The organism is Nonomuraea sp. bgisy101, from assembly GCF_057708945.1.
Map to the genome: position 1 here is coordinate 42,077 of NZ_JBYITD010000003.1, position 17,417 is coordinate 59,493.

Annotated in this window: 14 protein-coding genes; 6 read left to right on the forward strand and 8 right to left on the reverse strand. The window is 69.8% G+C overall.

Going from position 1 to position 17,417, the window contains the following annotated elements; genetic code table 11:
• Position 1 precedes the first annotated feature (1 nt).
• The 4 genes from AC3EO4_RS06410 to AC3EO4_RS06425 all read right to left on the reverse strand — a co-directional run bounded on the left by AC3EO4_RS06410 (position 2) and on the right by AC3EO4_RS06425 (position 5,440).
• Positions 2-859, reverse strand: coding sequence for a hypothetical protein (locus AC3EO4_RS06410; protein WP_431894251.1), 858 nt, complete (start codon positions 857-859; stop codon positions 2-4).
• Positions 860-1,589: 730 nt separating this feature from the next.
• Positions 1,590-3,044, reverse strand: a complete 1,455-nt coding sequence (locus AC3EO4_RS06415; protein WP_431894252.1) for an FAD-binding oxidoreductase — start codon at positions 3,042-3,044, stop codon at positions 1,590-1,592.
• 9 nt (positions 3,045-3,053) lie between these two features.
• Positions 3,054-3,431, reverse strand: a complete 378-nt coding sequence (locus AC3EO4_RS06420) for a hypothetical protein (protein ID WP_379573146.1) — start codon at positions 3,429-3,431, stop codon at positions 3,054-3,056.
• 92 nt (positions 3,432-3,523) lie between these two features.
• The gene (locus AC3EO4_RS06425; protein ID WP_431894253.1) at positions 3,524-5,440 is read right to left on the reverse strand and encodes an NB-ARC domain-containing protein; all 1,917 of its coding nucleotides are present in this window, start codon (positions 5,438-5,440) and stop codon (positions 3,524-3,526) included.
• Positions 5,441-5,569: 129 nt separating this feature from the next.
• Between AC3EO4_RS06425 and AC3EO4_RS06430 the strand changes: the two genes are divergently transcribed.
• Positions 5,570-7,351, forward strand: coding sequence for an AfsR/SARP family transcriptional regulator (locus AC3EO4_RS06430; RefSeq protein WP_431894254.1), 1,782 nt, complete (start codon positions 5,570-5,572; stop codon positions 7,349-7,351).
• 138 nt (positions 7,352-7,489) lie between these two features.
• Positions 7,490-8,314 (forward strand): DUF4344 domain-containing metallopeptidase, encoded by an 825-nt coding sequence (locus tag AC3EO4_RS06435; RefSeq protein WP_431894256.1) that lies wholly within the window; start codon positions 7,490-7,492, stop codon positions 8,312-8,314.
• Here AC3EO4_RS06435 and AC3EO4_RS06440 read toward each other — a convergent pair.
• A complete protein-coding gene (locus tag AC3EO4_RS06440) occupies positions 8,304-10,115 on the reverse strand; it encodes an ATP-binding protein (protein WP_431894258.1) in 1,812 nt (603 codons plus the stop codon). The two genes, AC3EO4_RS06435 and AC3EO4_RS06440, sit on opposite strands and share 11 nt — an antisense overlap.
• 388 nt (positions 10,116-10,503) lie before the next feature.
• Between AC3EO4_RS06440 and AC3EO4_RS06445 the strand changes: the two genes are divergently transcribed.
• From AC3EO4_RS06445 to AC3EO4_RS06460, 4 genes are all read left to right on the forward strand, one after another.
• Entirely contained in the window at positions 10,504-10,650 is a 147-nt protein-coding gene (locus AC3EO4_RS06445; RefSeq protein ID WP_379573151.1) for a hypothetical protein, read from the forward strand.
• Between the two features lie 130 nt (positions 10,651-10,780).
• Positions 10,781-10,951: a hypothetical protein gene (locus tag AC3EO4_RS06450; protein WP_379573152.1), complete on the forward strand. Its 171-nt coding sequence runs from the start codon at positions 10,781-10,783 to the stop codon at positions 10,949-10,951.
• A complete protein-coding gene (locus tag AC3EO4_RS06455; protein ID WP_431894260.1) occupies positions 10,948-13,089 on the forward strand; it encodes a peptidase domain-containing ABC transporter in 2,142 nt (713 codons plus the stop codon). The genes AC3EO4_RS06450 and AC3EO4_RS06455 overlap by 4 nt, the downstream gene beginning before the upstream one ends.
• 151 nt (positions 13,090-13,240) lie before the next feature.
• Positions 13,241-14,014, forward strand: coding sequence for an alpha/beta fold hydrolase (locus AC3EO4_RS06460; protein ID WP_431894262.1), 774 nt, complete (start codon positions 13,241-13,243; stop codon positions 14,012-14,014).
• 143 nt (positions 14,015-14,157) lie between these two features.
• Here the strand turns inward: AC3EO4_RS06460 and AC3EO4_RS06465 are convergent, their stop codons facing one another.
• The 3 genes from AC3EO4_RS06465 to AC3EO4_RS06475 all read right to left on the reverse strand — a co-directional run bounded on the left by AC3EO4_RS06465 (position 14,158) and on the right by AC3EO4_RS06475 (position 17,399).
• The gene (locus AC3EO4_RS06465; protein WP_431894264.1) at positions 14,158-15,306 is read right to left on the reverse strand and encodes a MalY/PatB family protein; all 1,149 of its coding nucleotides are present in this window, start codon (positions 15,304-15,306) and stop codon (positions 14,158-14,160) included.
• A gap of 426 nt (positions 15,307-15,732) precedes the next feature.
• Positions 15,733-16,176, reverse strand: a complete 444-nt coding sequence (locus tag AC3EO4_RS06470) for a hypothetical protein (protein WP_379573156.1) — start codon at positions 16,174-16,176, stop codon at positions 15,733-15,735.
• An 11-nt stretch (positions 16,177-16,187) separates the two neighbouring features.
• On the reverse strand, positions 16,188-17,399 hold the full coding sequence (locus tag AC3EO4_RS06475) for a phage baseplate protein (RefSeq protein WP_379573157.1): 1,212 nt from the start codon (positions 17,397-17,399) through the stop codon (positions 16,188-16,190).
• Positions 17,400-17,417 lie beyond the last annotated feature (18 nt).

The following is a 17,417-nucleotide window of genomic DNA, read 5'->3' on the forward strand; positions in this document are numbered from 1 at the left end:
GCTACTGCTCCCCGGTCCCGGAATCCTGCGCCTCCAGCGCGTAGCCGCAGGCCTTGACCTCGCCGGTCTCGGGATCGGAGAAGTCCGGATCGAACTCGATCCTGCCTAGTGTGGTGCCCTCGATGGAGCGGCGGAAGGTTTCCTGCTTGCCGCAGTCGTAGAGCACGTAGGCGCCCTCCTTCTCGCCCAGGAGCAGGAACAGCTCGTCCGGGTTGTCCTTGTTCAGCGGCTTGCCGTCGCCGTCGCCCACGGTGGCCCACTGATTCTGGAAGCCGACAGTCTGCAGCAGGGCGTTGCCGTTGCCGTTGGCGGCGATGTCGGCGGCGCCGTGGACCATCTGGGCGACCAGGATCAGTCCCAGCCCGATGCCGAACAGCGCACCGGTGAGCACCTTCATGCCGGCCCGGCCTGTGTTGTGCCTCCGCATCAGGCGAAACGGCACCAGCAGTCCGAAGACCGCGACCAGCGCGACGGCCACCAGGCGAGTGCCGCCGGACAGTTCCCACAGCGTGCCGAAATAGGCCCAGTAGGCGACGACCGAGATGAGAGCGCCTACCGTGGCCGCGATCCACGGTTGCTCGCGGAGCCTGTGCACCAGCCGGCCGACCGATCCGCGGGTGGCCAGGTTGAGTAGCCAGCCCAGCGCGATGAGCAACCCCACTCCAGGCAAGGCGACCAGGAAGAGCTCGATCAGCGTGCCGATGAGCCGGCCGAAGATCGTCGCCTGGTCCAGGCCGGCCTGCTCGGGGGTGATGCCGAAAACCACGTAGACCTGGGCCAACCCCAGGTACAGCATGGCGTACATGCCGACGGCGACCGGCACGGCGACCGACCCGATCTTCTCGAAGACCTCAAGCACGCTGCCCTTGGCCGTTTCCCGCTCCGGCTCGGGGGCTGCCGGAGGTTCCGAAAGCGGAGGAACCAGGGCCTGTTCTGGAGGAAAAGGCTGATAAGTCATGACAGCAGAGAATGGGTCGTGTGCATTTACACCTGGTTGACGGGTGATAAACGTCGCCGTCTCCGGGCGTCCACGCGGGTGGGATACGAGATCGGACCTCTCGGGAAGACCTGATGTGAGCGGCCTCCGCTTCGCCGTACTCGGATTCCCACCGCACGAATCGGCCGCTGGCGGGGCAGACAGCCGAGCTCAAGACGATGCGGCTCGCTGAAGGGTCCACGCCGAGGACCGCGCAGGATCACGCGTACGTGATGGCATGGAGTGGTCCGGCCGGAAGAACACCAGGAGTTCGGCGCGGTCGAGCGGGAACTCGAAGGTTTCCGGCTCTCCGCGCCGCGCGAGCGGCTGGCTGAGCGGACGGCTCGATCGCGACACCGCGGTCGGCTGCCGGGACTTCGCGGTGATGTCGCTGGCCGGTGCCGCGGGCGTCCAAGGTCGCCGCGTCGCGCCTGGACGATGTGGACCGGCGGGCGGGAGAGCCGGCGATCCGCGGAAAGGCGGCCGAGCCGACCGGCAGCCGCTGTCCGGGGACGTGGGCGCCGCCCTGATGGCCTGCCCGCTGCGGGCCGCGTGCCGCCGGTCTCGGTGTACTACCGGGCCGTTCCTGGAGGTAAGGATGCCGTGACGGCCGTCACGCCGGCCTGATGTTGTGGTTGACGCGGAACAGGTTGCGTGGGTCGTGGACCCGCTTGATCCGCGTCAGACGCGCGTAGTCGGCCGGCGTGTAGGCCGCGCGGACCTGCTCGGGGGCGAGGTCGGCGCTGCTCATGAAGTTGGCCGACATGCCTCCCGTGAGGTGCGGCTCGAGGCCGTCCATCAGCTGCTGTTGCTGCTTCCGCACCGCTCCGGCCTGTGCTGCGGGCGCCGGGGTCGCCATGAAGAGCAGGGCCTCGGCGTCCCTGTGTCCTATGGCGTTGGGCACCGCGGCCGGACGGGCGAGGGCGCCGCCCAGCTGCCGGAGCTCGATCACCCCGAAGGGCAGCTTGACGCCGGGGCCGGCCAGGGCCAGCAGCCGCTCCACGGCGGCGGCGTCCAGAGCGCGGAGCAGCCCGGTGCGCTCGAAGACAGGCAGGGGCGCCACGGACGGATCATTGGAGATCGTCCCGATCTTCTCGTACGGCAGCGCACGCATGGTGTCGAGCTCCGGCCCGGCGGCCAGCATCGGCGCCAGCAGCCGCCTGCCCTCTTGGTCCCGCCCGAGGTATGCGGCGGTCAGGCGCACCGCCACCCGCTCCTGAAGGGGCGGGGGCACGGAGGGCGCCTTGGGCAGCCGCATGAACGCCAGCGTGGTCGTCATCTCCTCGGGCAGCCCGGCCGCCCAGGCGGGGTAGGCGCGCACCGCCCGCTGGGCCGCCTCTCCGAGGAAGAAGAGCGCGCCGCCGTACAGGGTCGCCGCCTCGACCAGGTCGATCTCCATACCGGTGACCACCCCGAAGTTGCTCTTGCCGCCTCGAACCGCCCAGAACAGGTCCGCGTGCCTGTCCTGCGACAGGCGAAGCGGGCGGCCGCCGGGTGTGACCAGGTCGACGGCCCGCACATGGTCGGCGGCGTAGCCGTACTTGCGGCCGAGCGGGCCGAGCCCTCCGCCCAGCGTGTAGCCCACCACGCCCACGTCGAGCGAGGAGCCGTTGATCGTCGCCAGGCCGTGCGCCGCTGCGGCCTCGACGAGCGTCCGCATCCTGGTGCCGGCCGCGACCTTGGCGACGCGTTTGACCGGGTCTATCGTCACCGAGGCCAGCCGCCGGGTGTTGATCAGGATCCCGCCATCGGCGGCGGCGCTGATGCCGTGGCCGGTGGCCTGCACGGCGACGGGCAGCCCGAGAAGGCCGGCCAAGCGGACGGCGGTGCGGATGTCGCCGGCGTCGGCGGGCACCACGACCGCCTTGGGGGCGTGCCGGACGACGGGGTTGTATCCAGCGTGTTCCGCCGCGAAGCCGGGGTCGCGAGGGAACAGTACGGTGCCCTTCACCGCTGACCTGAGCCTGGTCGCGAGGCGGTCGCCGGGATCGTGGGCGGCGTGGGCCGCCGGCGCGCTCCCCACGACCGCGGCTCCCGCGCCCTTGATGACGGATCGTCTGCTCAACATCGTCTTCCCTCAGGCGGTGCAGGCGGAGTTCAGCTTCGACACGGTCGCGCTGGCCTTGTCGGTGTACTGGTCCGCCTCTTCTGGCGCGCTGATCCCCGCCAGTTCCTCGTAAAGGGAGACAATCGCGCCCTGGGCCTCCTTGACCTTCTCGTCGACGTCCAGCGCCTTGATCTTCTGTGCGTTGTCGCTGTAGAGCTGCTTCATCGCCTCGAGGTCCCCAGCCCTGCTCTGGAGCTCGGTCACCGCGGCCCCCATGATGGCTTGCATCTCCTTGCACCCCTTGGTGTCGGCCACGGCGGCGGTCTCGCCTCCCGAGCCGCAGGCCGCCGTCCCCAGGGTCAGGAAAGTGAGAACGGAGACGCTCAGGGCGAGTTTGTTCCAGGACATGTCTTTTCCTTCGTGCTGTCGCTATGGGTCATGACAGCTTTCACCGAGGCCATGGACAGCCGATCACCAACCGGTGAACGCTCGTCCTGCCGTCAGGCGATCCCGAGATGGCGGCGAACGGCGCGCCCCTCGGCCATGTCGTAGGGGCCGAGGATCACGTCGGCCTCCTTCCAGCAGCGCAGGGCCCGTTCCGGTTCTCCGAGGTCGGTCCACGCCTGTCCGAGGCGGCTCAGGATCCTGCCGGTGAGCAAGGGGTCGTTCATCGACTGGTAGAGCGGCAGCGCCTCCTCGCCGACCTTCACCGCCTCTTCTGGGCGGCCCAGGGCGCGGTAGGCGTCCATGAGGCGATGGGACGCCCACGCCGCCCTGAGCGGCAGCCCGCCTTCGCGGTAGGCCTGAGCGCTCTTGAGCAGGCTGTCGATGGCCTCCTCCATGTCGCCCGACCGGAACGCCGCCGCTGCGGCGCCCAGGTGGTTGACCCCGATCCCCTGGGTGTCGCCGATCTCGTGCGCCAGGCGGAGCCCCTGTTCCACGTGGGCCCTGGCCTCGCCGACGAAGCCGGCGTCACCCAGCGCCATGGCCAGCAGGCCGTGGGCGCTGGCCGCCAGACGAGGGCTGTGCTGCGCCTCCGCGACGGCCAGCGCCGCCGACAACAGGCTGATCGCCTCGTCGACGCCGCGCACCCGGAGCGCGCCCAGCCCCAGAGCGTGCAGGACGGCGCCGAGGATGAGCCGGTCGTCGATCTCAGCCAAACCCGTCACCTCTGCCAGCAGCGGCACCTCTTCTGAGAGGACGCGGGTTCCCGAACGCCCCGCCTGCTCGACCGCCGCGCTGACGTTGACCTGCTCCGCGCGTACCCAGGCGCGGGCCGCGGGCGCGTCGGCGAAGGTCAGCTCAGGGCCCTGGTGCCCGGCCTGATGGACGAACCCGGGGAGCGAGACCCTGCAGACTCCTCTGATTCCCGCGAGGTAGTGGTCGAGCAGCCGGTCGAGCGCGGCCGTCCGTTCGTTCGCCGGGTCCGCCTGCTCGGCGAGCCCTCTGGCGTACAGGCGGACCAGATCGTGGTAGCGGTAGCGGGCGGGCCCTCGCGACTCCAGCAGGCTCAGATCGACGAGCGACTCGCAGAGGTCCTCGGCTTCTGCCTGGCCCACATCCAGGACGGCCGCCGCGGCGGCGACGGACAGGTCAGGCCCGTCCATCAGCGCCAGCAGCCGGAACGCCCTGGCGTGATCGGCGTCGAGCGGCTCGTAACCGAGTGCGAAGCACGACTCCACCGCATCGCGGCCGATCTTGAGCTCGGCGAGCCTGCGCCGCTCGTCGGCGAGCCGCCTCGCCAGCACCTCCACGCTCATGCCCGGCCGCGCGGCCAGTCGCGCCGCCACGATCCGTACGGCCAGCGGCAGCAGGCCGCAGGACTCGACCAGCTTGACCGCTTCCGTGGGCTGGGCGGCGACCCGCTCCGTCCCCGCGACGCGAGCCAGCAACTCCAACGCCTCTTCCCGGCGGAACAGGCCGAGCCCCTCCTGGTGGGCGCCTGGCAGGTCGCCCAGCCACGACCTGCTGGTCACCAGCACCGCGCAGGTGGCGGCTCCGGGCATCAGGGGCGCGACCTGACCGGAGTCCGTGGCGTCGTCGAGCAGGATCAGCACCCGCCGTCCCGACAGCGCCGACCGCAGCCTCGCGGTCCGCTCGTGGACCCCCGAGGGGATCTCCCTGGCGCTGAGGCCGAGCGCTCGCAGGAAGTCGGCGAGCACGTCCTCGGGCCGCAGGGGTGCGGCTCCTGCACCGCGCAGGCTCGCGTAGAGCTGCCCGTCCGGGAACGCGGCTCGCACGGCATGCGCCACGTGGAGCGCCACCGTGGTCTTGCCGGTCCCGCCCGCCCCCGAGACGGCCACCACGGTCAGCGCGTTGCCCGGGCTGATGGTGAGCCGCTCCGCCAGCTGGGCGATCAGCTCCTTTCTGCCGGTGAAGTCAGGGATGTCAGCCGGTAACTGTGCTGGCCGCAACACCGTGAAACCCACCCCAAACCTGATCCACAACGAGTCGCCGAACAGAGCAAATAGCTATCATTCGTACGAATATTCCGAAGGCGCGGTATGGAACGATCTCATAGGTTGTATTTCTCGGTACTAGGTCCAGTGCGGGCCTGGCAGGGCGACAAGGAACTCAACCTCGGCTCGCCACAGCAGCGTGCGGTGCTCGGCGCCCTCCTTCTCCACGAGGGCAGGGCGATCACCTGCGACGCGCTCATCGCCGCGATCTGGGGACAGGATCCGCCGTTGCGCGCCCTCAGCACCCTGCGGACCTACGCCTACCGGCTGCGGAAGGTGCTGGAAGCCGACAGGTCGAGGCCCGGCGTGGTCGTCTCCGTGGGCACCGGCTACGCCATGTCCGTCCCCAAGGGCGCGCTGGACGTATCGGTCTTCGAAGAGAGGTACGCCGAGGCCGAGAAAGCCCGCGCGGAGGGCGACCTCACTCGCGCCCGCGCGCTGCTCGCAGCGGCCCTCGGGCTGTGGCAGGGCGACGCCATGGACGGCACGGCCGGGCCGTACGCCGAAGCTCAGCGCGACAGGCTCGGCGACCGCCGCCTGAGCGCCCTGCAGCTCAAGCTCGAACTGGACATCGAGCTCGGGCGGGCCACGGAGGCCGTGGCAGACCTGGTCGTGCTGTCTGCCGCGCACCCCCTGCGGGAGTCGCTGAGCGGTCTGCTGATGCTGGCTCTGTACCGTTGCGGACGGCAGGCGGAAGCGCTGGAGGTCTTCGACCGCACCAGGCGACTGCTCGCCGAGGAACTCGGCATCGCCCCGGGAGGCGAGCTCAGGGAACTGCATCGACGCATCCTCACGTCGGACCCCGAACTGCTGCCCGCCCGGCTCGACCTCGGATCCGACCCGGGGCCGTCGCCGGTCCGCCACGAAGAAGGGGCACTCCCGCGGGTGGCCCAGCTGCCCGCCGACCTGTACGACTTCACCGGCAGGGACGAGGAAGTCGCCCTCCTCACCGAGGTGCTGAAGTCCGGCTCCGGGCAGGCGACCACCGTGGTGAGTCTCTCCGGCAAGGGCGGCGTGGGCAAGACGGCCCTGGCGATCCACGTCGCTCACCTGCTCAGCGACGCGTTCCCGGACGGCCAGCTCTACATCGACCTGTGCGGAACCGGAGTCCGGCCCGTCGAACCCACCGCGGCGCTGCGCGAGTTCCTGTGCGCGCTCGGCCATCCTGATCCGGCCATCCCCGAGGACCCGACACAGCGGGCGGCGCTCTTCCGCAGCCTCATGGTGAACCGCAGAATGCTCGTCATCCTGGACAACGCCGTGGACGACACGCAGGTCAGGCCCCTCCTTCCGGGGACGGGAGGCTGCGCCGTCCTGGTGACGAGCAGGGCCAAGCCCGCCGGGCTGCCGACCACGCGCAGAGTCGACCTCGACGTGCTCAAATCCCGCGACGCCGTGCGGCTGTTCACCGAGATCGTGGGGGAAGAGCGGGTCCTCGCTGAGCCGGAGGCGGCGGAGTACGCGGTCGTCCTGTGCGGGTTCCTGCCGCTCGCGGTGCGCATCGCGGCCTCCCGGCTGGTCTCCAGGCCGCTGTGGACGATCTCCTCCCTGGCCGGGAGGCTGGCCGACGAGCGAAGACGCCTGTCTGAGCTGCGGTTCGGCACCATGACCGTCGAGGCGACCTTCCAGCTCGGCTACGAGCGGCTCGGCGCGGCGCAGGCGCGCGCCTTCAGACTGCTCACGAACCTCGAGACCGCCTCGTTCTCGCTGCCTGTCGCGGCGGCCGCCCTCGACCTTGAGGTGCTCGACGCGGAGGAGATCGTCGAGAGCCTCGTCGACCTGGGCATGCTCGACTCGCCCAGCCCGAGCCGCTATCGCTTCCACGAGCTGCTGCGGCTCTACGGGCGAAACCTCGCCGAACAGTCATAGCATCCTCGCCGACACCCGATTGACGGCACATTGACGGAGCCGCCGGTCATCCACGCGGATTCCGGAGACCGTCCGTCCATCAATCATCAAGATCGTGGCTACAGGATCCAACGGTCACCTTCGACCTGGAGACTCCTGATGAAGTGGAATCAGCTCACGATGGGCGCCGGCGTACTGCTCCTCGCCACCATGCTGTCCGCCTGTGGCAGCACGGACAAGCCGGCGGCGGCGGCCAAAGAAAAACAAGACGCCCCCAAGGCGACCGAATCCGAGGGAAAGTTCATCGCCAAGTACGGCAAGGCGGACACCGACGTAGCCTCCGAGGGACTGGAGCTGCTGAAGCCGGGCAAGGTGCTCGAAGGCTTCGCCGCCAGCCTCAACGAACTGCTCATCCTGCCGCACGACGTCACGCTGGCCGGTGAGCAGTGCGAGGCGGTGAACGCCTACTACAGCCCGGACGAGAAGAAGATCACCATGTGCTACGAGCTCGTGGCCGACGGCTTCACCCGGTACCGCGACAAGGCCGAGTCGGAGGAGGAGAACGACGAGCACGGCCAGGCCAACCTCGTCGACACGCTGTACCACGAACTCGGCCACGCCGTGATCGACATCTACGACCTGCCGGCCCTCGGCAAGGAGGACGACGCGGCCGACCAGTTGTCCGCGTTGATCATGGCCCAGAACAAGGACGACGACTCCTCGAGCGTCCAGACGATCAACTACTACTTCGCGTCGGCCGGCGACCAGGACCGGGCCGCGCTCCCGTTCTATGACGAGCACTCGATGGACGAGCAGCGGGCGTTCAACTACATGTGCTGGATCTACGGCTCCGACCCCAAGACCTACGCCGACTGGGTCGGGCCGGACGGGCTGCCGGAGGAGCGGGCCGCGAGGTGCCCTGGCGAGTACGAGAAACTCGCCAGCTCCTGGTCGAAGCTACTGGAGCCGCACATCAAGGGCTGAGGGCGAACTGCGGAACTCCGGCCTGCACGCCTTCGAGTACGGCCTGCCGTACGACAGGCTGGTTGAACCGCAGCGGCGACTCGTCACACAGGATTTCCATGCCGACCAGCGCCGACAGGGCGGCGGCCGCCTGGCTGTCCGGCAGACCGGCCAGGTCGGCCACAGCGTGGAACTCGGCCGCGTGGTCGAGCGTCGCGACCGCCCTGGCCAGCGCGGCGGCCCCGGGACCCGCGTGGCGCAGCTGGCCGGCCACCCACCGCTCGATGGAGGTGGACCGCTTCCCCGCGCCCTGCGCCTTCATGCGCTCGGTGAGCAGAAACGTGTTGCCGCCCGTCTCGCGCAGGCACGAGGCGATGAACGCGGGCTCCGGTTCCGCGCCGAGCAGCTCGGCGGCGAGGGCCGCCGCCGCCTCGCCGGGCAGACCACCCAGGCGCACGAGGCCGAAGAGCGAGCAAAGCGACTCGAGCAGCTGATCGTCGCCGGCCGGGACGCCGGTCGCCCTGGTCGCGGCGACCAGGAGGGGTACCCGCTCGATGCGCCTGGTCAGGTAGGCCAGCCAGCGCAACGAGCCGGGGTCGCACCACTGCAGGTCATCGATGGCGATCAGCAGCGGTACACGCTCCGCGAGCCGCACGGCAAGCCGGTACAGCGCGTGCAGCGCGTCAGGACCACCCGACGACGGCCGGTTGTGCCAGACGATGTCGGCCGCGGGCTCGACCGTCCCGCTGAGCAGTTGCTGCCGCTCCTGCGCCGGCAGGCAGTACAGGATCGGCTCGAAGATCTGCCGGGCCACGCCGTAGTCGTACTCGCGCTCAAGCGGATGCGCCTGCGCCCAAGCCACCTGGAATCCGCGCATGTCAGCCAGTGCCTCCACCCCCCTCAGCAGCTGGGTCTTGCCGGCACCCGGCACGCCGTCGAAGAGCAGGCTGCCGCCGGTGCCGGACTCGGCGGCGGCCATGGCCGCTCCAGCGGCCGCGAGCTGATCGTCCCGGCCGAGGCAGCGCAGGCGGGTGACCGGCTTCCTGGTCTCCACCGGTCCCGGCGGCAGGTCGAGCTCGGAGGTCTGCGAGAGGATGTCCGCCTCGAGTTTGCGCAGCTCAGGCCCGGGATCGACACCCAGCTCCTCGGCCAGATAGCGACGTGCCTCGCCCAGTGCGGCAAGGGCGTCGCCCTGCCTGGACGAGCGATAGAGGCCCAGAGCGAGCAGCCGCCAGCCCTCCTCGCGGGTGGGTTGGGCGCGCGCGTGCGCTTCCAGCTCGGGTACGGCCTCGGCGTGCCGGCCCAGGGCGAGCAGGGTGTCGAGTCTGCGTTCCGTCGCCCCGAGCTGGAGTTCCTGCAGCCTGGTCACCTCTCCCCGCGCCCACAGGGTGTGCGCGAACTCGGCGTAGGCCGGACCGCGCCACAGGCTGAGCGCCTCGTCGACCAGACCGAGGGCGGCACGTGGATCGGCGGCCACTCTCGCCTGCTGCAGCAACCGTTCGAACATGGCCGAGTCGAGTGCCGCCTCGTCCACACGCAGGACGTAGCCGCGCGGCTCGGTGATCAGCACGGACGGCCGGCCAGGTTCCCGGGTCAGCGGCTCGACCACGCGACGTAGCCGGCAGATGAACGTACGCAATGAGGACAGCGCCTGCGGTGGCGGGCAACCCTCCCAAAGATCGTCTATCAGCTGGTCGACGGGAATGACCCTCCCGGGCGACAGCAGTAGCCGGGCGAGAACCGCCCTGTTGCGTGGCGTGCCCACATCCAGGCGATCATCCCCTCGCCACACCTCGACAGTTCCGAGCACGCCGAAACGCATCGGCCGCATCGTTGACCCCCCAACGGTTCCGATCTGAACGGAGGCCATGGTGAGGGGGGCCGGTAGACATTTCATAGACGAAGAGTCAACGATCCGTCTATCACCCGGCGCCTCACGGCGCCCGGGTGCTGAAAAGCTCCGCACGGGCTGGGTGGCCCGCGTGGTGGGTGGGAGGGCACCTGGGGTGTGTTTCCACGCTCCGGGGGCAAGGCCCGTCTGGTCATCCAGGTGAACGCGGTCTCACCGCGAATCAGGACACCCTGCTCATGGCTTCAACGAGGAGTGACGGTACGCCGGGGTTGATCTTGTCAATGGTCCGGTCACCGACTGTCAATGCCGTCCTGCGAGGCTCCTGCCCGTCCGTTGAGAACAACCTCAAGGAGAACCGATGAGCAGAGAGATCGAGTTGACCGACGCCGAACTCGCGTCCGTCGCTGGTGGTGTGTGGCCGGAACTGGACTTCAGCCTGCCGGACTACATCGAGATCGGCCACGGCAGGGGATGCCTCTGCCCGGGTCGGCCGAATCTCTACTAAGCGGTACGAGGAGACCCGGGTGAGGGGCTCGGGTCAGCGTTGAGAGGCTCCACCCCTGTTTGACCCCAAGGGCTGGAAAGAGTGCCGCCGGGACAACCCGGCGGCACTCGTCATGCGAGGAGTCAGTGGCATGCGACACGTGTACCGCAAGGAAGCGCTACGACATCGCCGGCGAGCGCAAGCCCAAGGGCCTTCATCCAGCGAGATTCCCCGAAAGTGGATCGGCGCCCTGTGGGCGGTGATCGCCGCGCTGATCCTTGCCCTGGTCGTCATGAGCCTGCGGGTGGCGGGGCAGCTGTGAGAAAGGTTCGGCTGGTCCAGCAGAGCACGGCGGTGGACTGCGCGGCCGCCTGCCTGGCCATGGTCCTCAACTACCACGGCCACGGGGTGTCCCTGCGCGATGTGCGGGACAGGACGGGGGTCGGCAGGGACGGGCTCTCGGCGCGTGATGTCATGCGCGCCGCCCGAGGTTATGGGCTCAAGACGAAGGGTTTCTCGCTGGAACCGCAGGCGATAGCCGGCAAGCCGCTCCCAGCCATCGCGCACTGGCGGTTCGAGCACTTCGTGGTGGTGGAAGCGTGGACCCCGCGCAAGGTGACCATCATGGACCCGGCGGCGGGAAGGATGGCGCTCAGCAGGAGGGAGTTCGCCAGGGACTTCACCGGTGTGCTGCTGACTTTCGAACCAGGACCTGGTTTCACCAGGAAGGCCCAGGCTCGCGGGTGGTGGCGCTCGCCCGTGGTGCGGGAGACCGTACGCGGCAAGAAAGGGCTGTTCGCGCAGATCGTCGCCGCATCAGCGCTGCTGCAGGTGATCGGGCTGCTGCTGCCTGCGGCCTCCGGCGTGATCATCGATCGGGTGTTGCCGAGAGGCGATGGAGGGTTGCTGGCGTTTCTCGGAGTCATGCTCGCGGTCGGAGTGCTCACCCATCTGGCTGTGGGGCAGTTGAGGACGTTGCTGCTCGCGATGTTGCGCACCCGCATCGACGGGGAGATGACCGAGGGGATCGTCGCCCATCTGCTGGCGCTGCCGTACCGGTTCTTCGCCCTGCGGGGAGCGGGGGACCTGGTGACCCGTACCTCCAGTATTGCTCAGGTCCGCGCCCTGCTCAGCGGGCAGATCGTCGCGGCGATGCTGGACGGGCCCATGGCCGTCGGCTATCTCGTCATCGTGCTGGCGATGGAACCGAGCTTCGGTCTCGGCCTGATCGCGATCGCCGGCCTGGAGATCCTCGCGCTGGTGCTCACCCAGCGCCGGGTCAGCGAGCTCATCACCCGCGAGCAGATCGCCCAGGCGGACGCGCAGACCAAGCTGATCGAATCCATCAAGGGCATGGAGAACCTCAAGGCGGCCGGCGCCGAGCCGCGCGCGCTGAGCCGGTGGCGGGAGGCGTTCGCTCGTCAGCTCGCCGCCGCACAGCTCGGCGGGCTGACAGCAGGTACGGTCACCTCGGCCACGGCGACAGTGCGGTTCGCGGCCCCGGCCGCGTTCTTCTGGATGGGTGCATGGCAGGTCCTGTCCGGGAACCTGAGCCTGGGACAGGTCCTGGCGCTGAACGCGATCGCCCTGGCGGCGCTCACCCCGCTGGGGTCGCTGATGGGCAGCCTGCACCAACTCCAGGCCGTGGGTGCGCACGTAGAACGGCTTGACGACATCGTCACCACCCCGCGCGAGACATTTCCGGCCGGGGCGGAACGGCCGGAGGCCGTGGGGTTCATCCGGCTGCGCGACGTCAGCTTCCGTTACGACCAGCGTTCCCCGTGGATCCTGCGCAGTATCTATCTGAGCATCAGCCCGGGAGAGAAGATCGCCCTGGTCGGCAGCTCCGGATCGGGCAAGAGCACGCTAGCCCGCCTTCTGCTGGGCCTCTACCAGCCGGATGAAGGCGACATCTTCTACAACGGGCAGCTCGCCTCGCAGCTCGACCTCCGGCACCTGCGCAGCCGTTTCGGCATCGTCAATCAGGAGCCCGTCCTGTTCAGCGGGTCGATCAGGGAGAACATCTGCCTCAACGACCCTGACGCCTCCCACGAACGCATGGTACGAGCGGCCCGGCTGGCCCACATCCACGACACCGTCGAGGCCATGCCGATGAAGTACGAGACCATGCTCACCGACGGCGGGCTGATCTCCGGTGGACAACGGCAGCGCATCGCCCTGGCGCGAGCCCTGCTCACCGAACCGGACGTGCTGCTGCTGGACGAGGCGACCAGCCATCTGGACACCACGACCGAGGCCATCATCGAGCACCACCTCAGCCATCTGCCCATGACCCGCATCGTGATCGCGCACCGGCTGAGCACGGTCCGGGACGCCGCGCGGATCTTCGTGATCGACGAGGGCAGCGTCGTGGAGGTCGGCGACCACGCCCATCTCATGAGCCAGCGAGGTCGATACGCGGCGCTGGTCGGCCATGACGCCCCCGCCGGTCAGGCGTGAGCGCTTCGAGTGGCCTGCTGGGCCGCGCGGTGGAGCTTGAGCAGCGCGACGAGCGGGAGCGATAAGGCGGCGCTGGTTCCGCCCGCTTGCCGAGTAGGATCTCGCGCGCCCGGAATCCAGCCGGGCGCGCATCTGCACAGTGAGGAAGAACATGAAAGACGCGGTAGCCGGACCCGACGGCGCGAAGATCCGGTGGGTCGAGATCGCGGGCGACGAACCGGCGCGGGTGTGTGTTCACGGCGCCGGAGCCCAGGCGGCGGCGTACTTCACCCACGTGATGACCCTGCCATCTGTGGCCCGGCGGCGGACACTGATGATGGACCTGCTGGGGTTCGGGCTCAGCGACCGGCCCGCCGATTTCGGCTACCAGCTGGAGGATCACGCCGACGCGCTGGCCAGGGCGCTTGACGCCGCGGGCGTCAGCGGGGCCGAGGTCATCGGGCACAGCATGGGCGGCGCCGTGGCGATCGTGCTGGCCGCCCGGCGGCCGGATCTGGTGTCGCGGCTGGTCCTGGCCGAGGCCGTGTTGGATCCGGTGCCGCCGCCCGCGCCCGGCACGCTCGGCGTCACCAGCTTCACCGAGGCCGAGTTCGCCGAGGGCGGGATGGCGCAGATCCTTGAGAAGGTCGGGCCGTTGTGGGCCGCGACCATGCGGCTGGCCGATCCCGTCGCGCTGCACCGCAGCGCGTACGGCTTGCGCGCCGGGACCAGCCCGTCGGCCAGGAAGCTGCTGATGGAGCTGACGATCGCGCGCACGCTCCTGGTCGGGGCCTTGTCCCAGCCGCTGGAGGGAAGGGCGGAGTTGGAAGCGGCGGGTGTGCGGGTCGTCACCGTCGCCGACGCCGATCACAATGTCATGCTCGACAACCCGCAGGCGTTCGCGGCCACCCTCGACGGCTCGCAGGCGCCTGGATCTCGCGGATGATCTGGATGAACGTCCGTACCCGGGCGTTCTCCTCGCCTGCCCGCCACGACAACCCGTGTTCGATGGGAGGTGTGGCGGACGGCAGGCCACGATGATGACGTCGCCGCCCGGATCGTCCTGGACTACCGCCCCGCCGGATAGCCTCAGCCGACCGCTTCGCGCATACGCCGCAGGATCTCTTCGAGGATCGGACCGGACGTCGCGAAGTTGAGCCTGGCGAAGCCCTCGCCGCCGGGCCCGAAGCTGGGGCCGCTGCTCAGCATGACCTGCGCCCGCTGCAGGAAGAAGGCGCTCGGGTCCGTGCCGAGTGCGAGCTCGTTGCAGTCGAGCCAGGCCAGATAGGTCGCCTCGGGGGCGTAGGCGCGGATTCCCGCGGGCAGGGACTCGGCGAGCAGGCGGCGGTTGCGGGCGAGGGTGGCCCGAACCTCGTCGAGATAGGCGTCGCCGTCCTGCCAGGCGGCGAGGGTGGCCAGTACGCCGAGCGAGCTGACCTCCCCGAACAGCAGCGGCGGCTGGGCGGCCAGCGCCTTCTGGACGCGCGCGTCGCCGACGTGCGCGACCGAGCACCGCAGCCCCGCCAGGTTGAACGCCTTGCTGGCCGAGGTCAGCGTCACGGTGCGCGCCGCGACCTCGGGATCCAGCGAGGCGAAGGGGATGTGGGTGAAGGGGTCATGCGCGAGCTCCGCGTGGATCTCGTCGGAGATGACGAGGAGGTCGTGCCGGTCGGCGATCTCCGCCACGCCGGCCAGCTCGTCGCGGGTGAACACCCGGCCGGTCGGGTTGTGCGGGTTCACCAGGACGAGCACCCGGCAGCCTTGCCTGGCCACGTCCTCGGCCAGCCGGTCGAGGTCGAAGCCCCAGCCCGTGCCGTCGTCGAGCATGGGGATGGGGACGAGCCTGCGGTCCATGTCCGTCAGCGTCTTCAAGAACGGGGAGTAGGCCGGCGTGTGCATGGCCACCGGGTCACCCGGCTGGGTCATGACGTGAAGGACGACCTGGAGCGCCTGGATCAGCTCCGTGAAGACATGGACCCGCGCCGGGTCGAGGGTGAAGGCGTAGCGCTGCCGCATCCGCTCGGCGAAGGCGTCCCTGAGCGGGTTCAGCGCGGGCTGGTCGTCCCAGGCCGGATATCCCAGGTCCACCTCGATGGCGTGAGCGAGCGCGTCCCGGACGGCAGGCGGCACGGGGAAGTCCATGTCGGCGATCCACGTGGGCAGCACGCCCGGCCCGGCGGCGGCCCACTTCACTCCCGGACGCCTGCGCAGAGCGTCGAGGTCAAGGTTGTCGAACAAAGGAACGCTCCATTCCTTTACCCACGGTGACGATTGGTTGGATATTAGCCCATTGACGTCATCGAGCTCCGGCCGCGCTCGTGGGAGCCGCCGTGTGGCCGCCTATCGAGAAAGGTGTGCGCACCCCGTCGGCCTATCAGACCGCCCTGCGCTTGGAACGTGCCGAACTCCGGCAGGGCGCCACCACCGAGGTCGCCGCCCGGGAGGCCGGATTCGGGGATACCCGGATGCCGCGCAGGTCGCGGGCGTGGGCGGCGGCTTCGGCTCGCCCATGAATCGGGAGGCGCCCAGGGTCTTTTGTCAGATCCAGTGGAGTTGCGGGCGTCAGCCGTACGTTGCGGCTGTCGCGTGGAACGGCGCGGCGCCGACGATTCCCCTGGAACGCACGCACGACCTGCCTTGGCCGTCTCCGTTCGACGCCAGTGATCAGGACAGGACGGAGGAGAAGCCGTCGAGCCGTACCCACGTGATCTTGCTGGCACTGGTGCCGCCGAGCACGATGAGGGTGCCCCTGACGTCGGCCTCCACCCGGCACACGCTCAGCCCGTTGTGGTTGTTGCGCGGGCACAGTCCGCGGGTCAGTTTCGGCACCGGCAGTCCGGCGGGCAGGGTGCCCAGCGGGCTGTCGCTGGTGTAGGAGACGTGGGCGCCGCCGCGTAGCTGCAGGAAGTCGGTGCCCGCGACGCGTACCACGCGCGCCTGGGGCGGTGCGTCGGCGAAGGGCTTGGCGGCGCCGGTGAGCGTGATGGGTTTCCAGGGGAACACGACCTCGACACCGGAGGCGGCCGCGTCGGCTGGAGCGGCGGCGAGGGTGACGGCTGGCAGGGCGACGGCCGCGGTGAGCAGGGTGCGGCGGGTAGGGGATCGCATGGGGTATCCCGTCACTTCCAGGGAGCGGTGAAGCTGTCGAGGTCGATCCAGGACAGCGGGTGGGCGGAGCCGGCGCCATAGACCCGGAGCTCGCCGGACGGGGTCGCCTCGACCTGGCAGGCGGCGTTGCCGTAACTCATGTTGCGCGGTACGGCGGCGCGCACCGGCAGGCTCGGGGTCAGCCAGGGCGGCAGGTCGGCGACGACGGACGGCCCGGTGAGGCCCGGGCAGCCGAGCGAGCCGCGCAGCTGGAGCTGGGTCAGTCCGCCGACGCTGATCAGCCGGGCCCTGGGCACCCGCGCGCCCGTGTGGCCCTCGAACCCGGGGGCCAGCGCGAGCTTGCTCCAGTCGGCCAGCACCTTCACGCCCTGCACCGGCGGATCGGAGGTGAAGGCGCACACGCTTGCCTGCCGTCCCGACGGGGCGTCGCCGCTGAAGCCGAACAGCAGACTCACCCGATCCCCCAGCGGCTCGACGGCCAGCCCCTCGGGTTCGCGGCGTGGGAGGCCGGGCAGCGCGGTGACGGGGGTGACGGCCGGGGTGCGGCCCGGGTCGCGCCAGGAGACGAGCGAGATGCGGGCGTTGCTGTTCTCGTAGGAGTCCGACGGGTCACCGTTGTAGAGGTAGAGCAGGTCGCCGACGGTGGCGAACCCCTGGAAGGTGCCCACGACAGAGGGCGGGTGCGCAATGGTGGCGGCGGGGGTTCCGGAGACCTTGCCGGTGGCCGGGTTGATGGGGTGGCGGCTGTAGAAGTAGCCGGAGGGGGTGCGGTAGCGGAGCGTGAGCCAGTTGCCGATCGGGTCGACGGCGGGGGCGCAGGTGAGGGTGTCAGGGTCGGGCGAGTAAGGCTTGGTCAGGACATCGGAGGTCATGTCGATGCTCTGGCCGGGCAGGTACGGGAAGCGGGTGACCCGGGTGCCGAAGCCCTTGCGGACCGGTCCGGCCTCGCACCACAGATGGGTGCGGCCGCCGATGTGCTGGGCGCCGATCTGGTAGCCGTGTCCGAAGCCGTCCAGGTGCATCCAGTCCAGCACCTTCCCGGTGGTGCGGGAGACCCGGTTGACGCAGAGGTTGCCCAGCTCGTCGGCGGTGTTGGCGTCACGTAACTGGACGAGGTACAGCTCGTGGGTGACCGGGTCCACGGCCGGCGACTGCATGGCGGGCCCGTGGTGCAGCCTCGTGTCCGCCAGCACGCGGGTCCAGGGGCCGGATAAGTCGAACATGCGGGAGATCGTACAAGG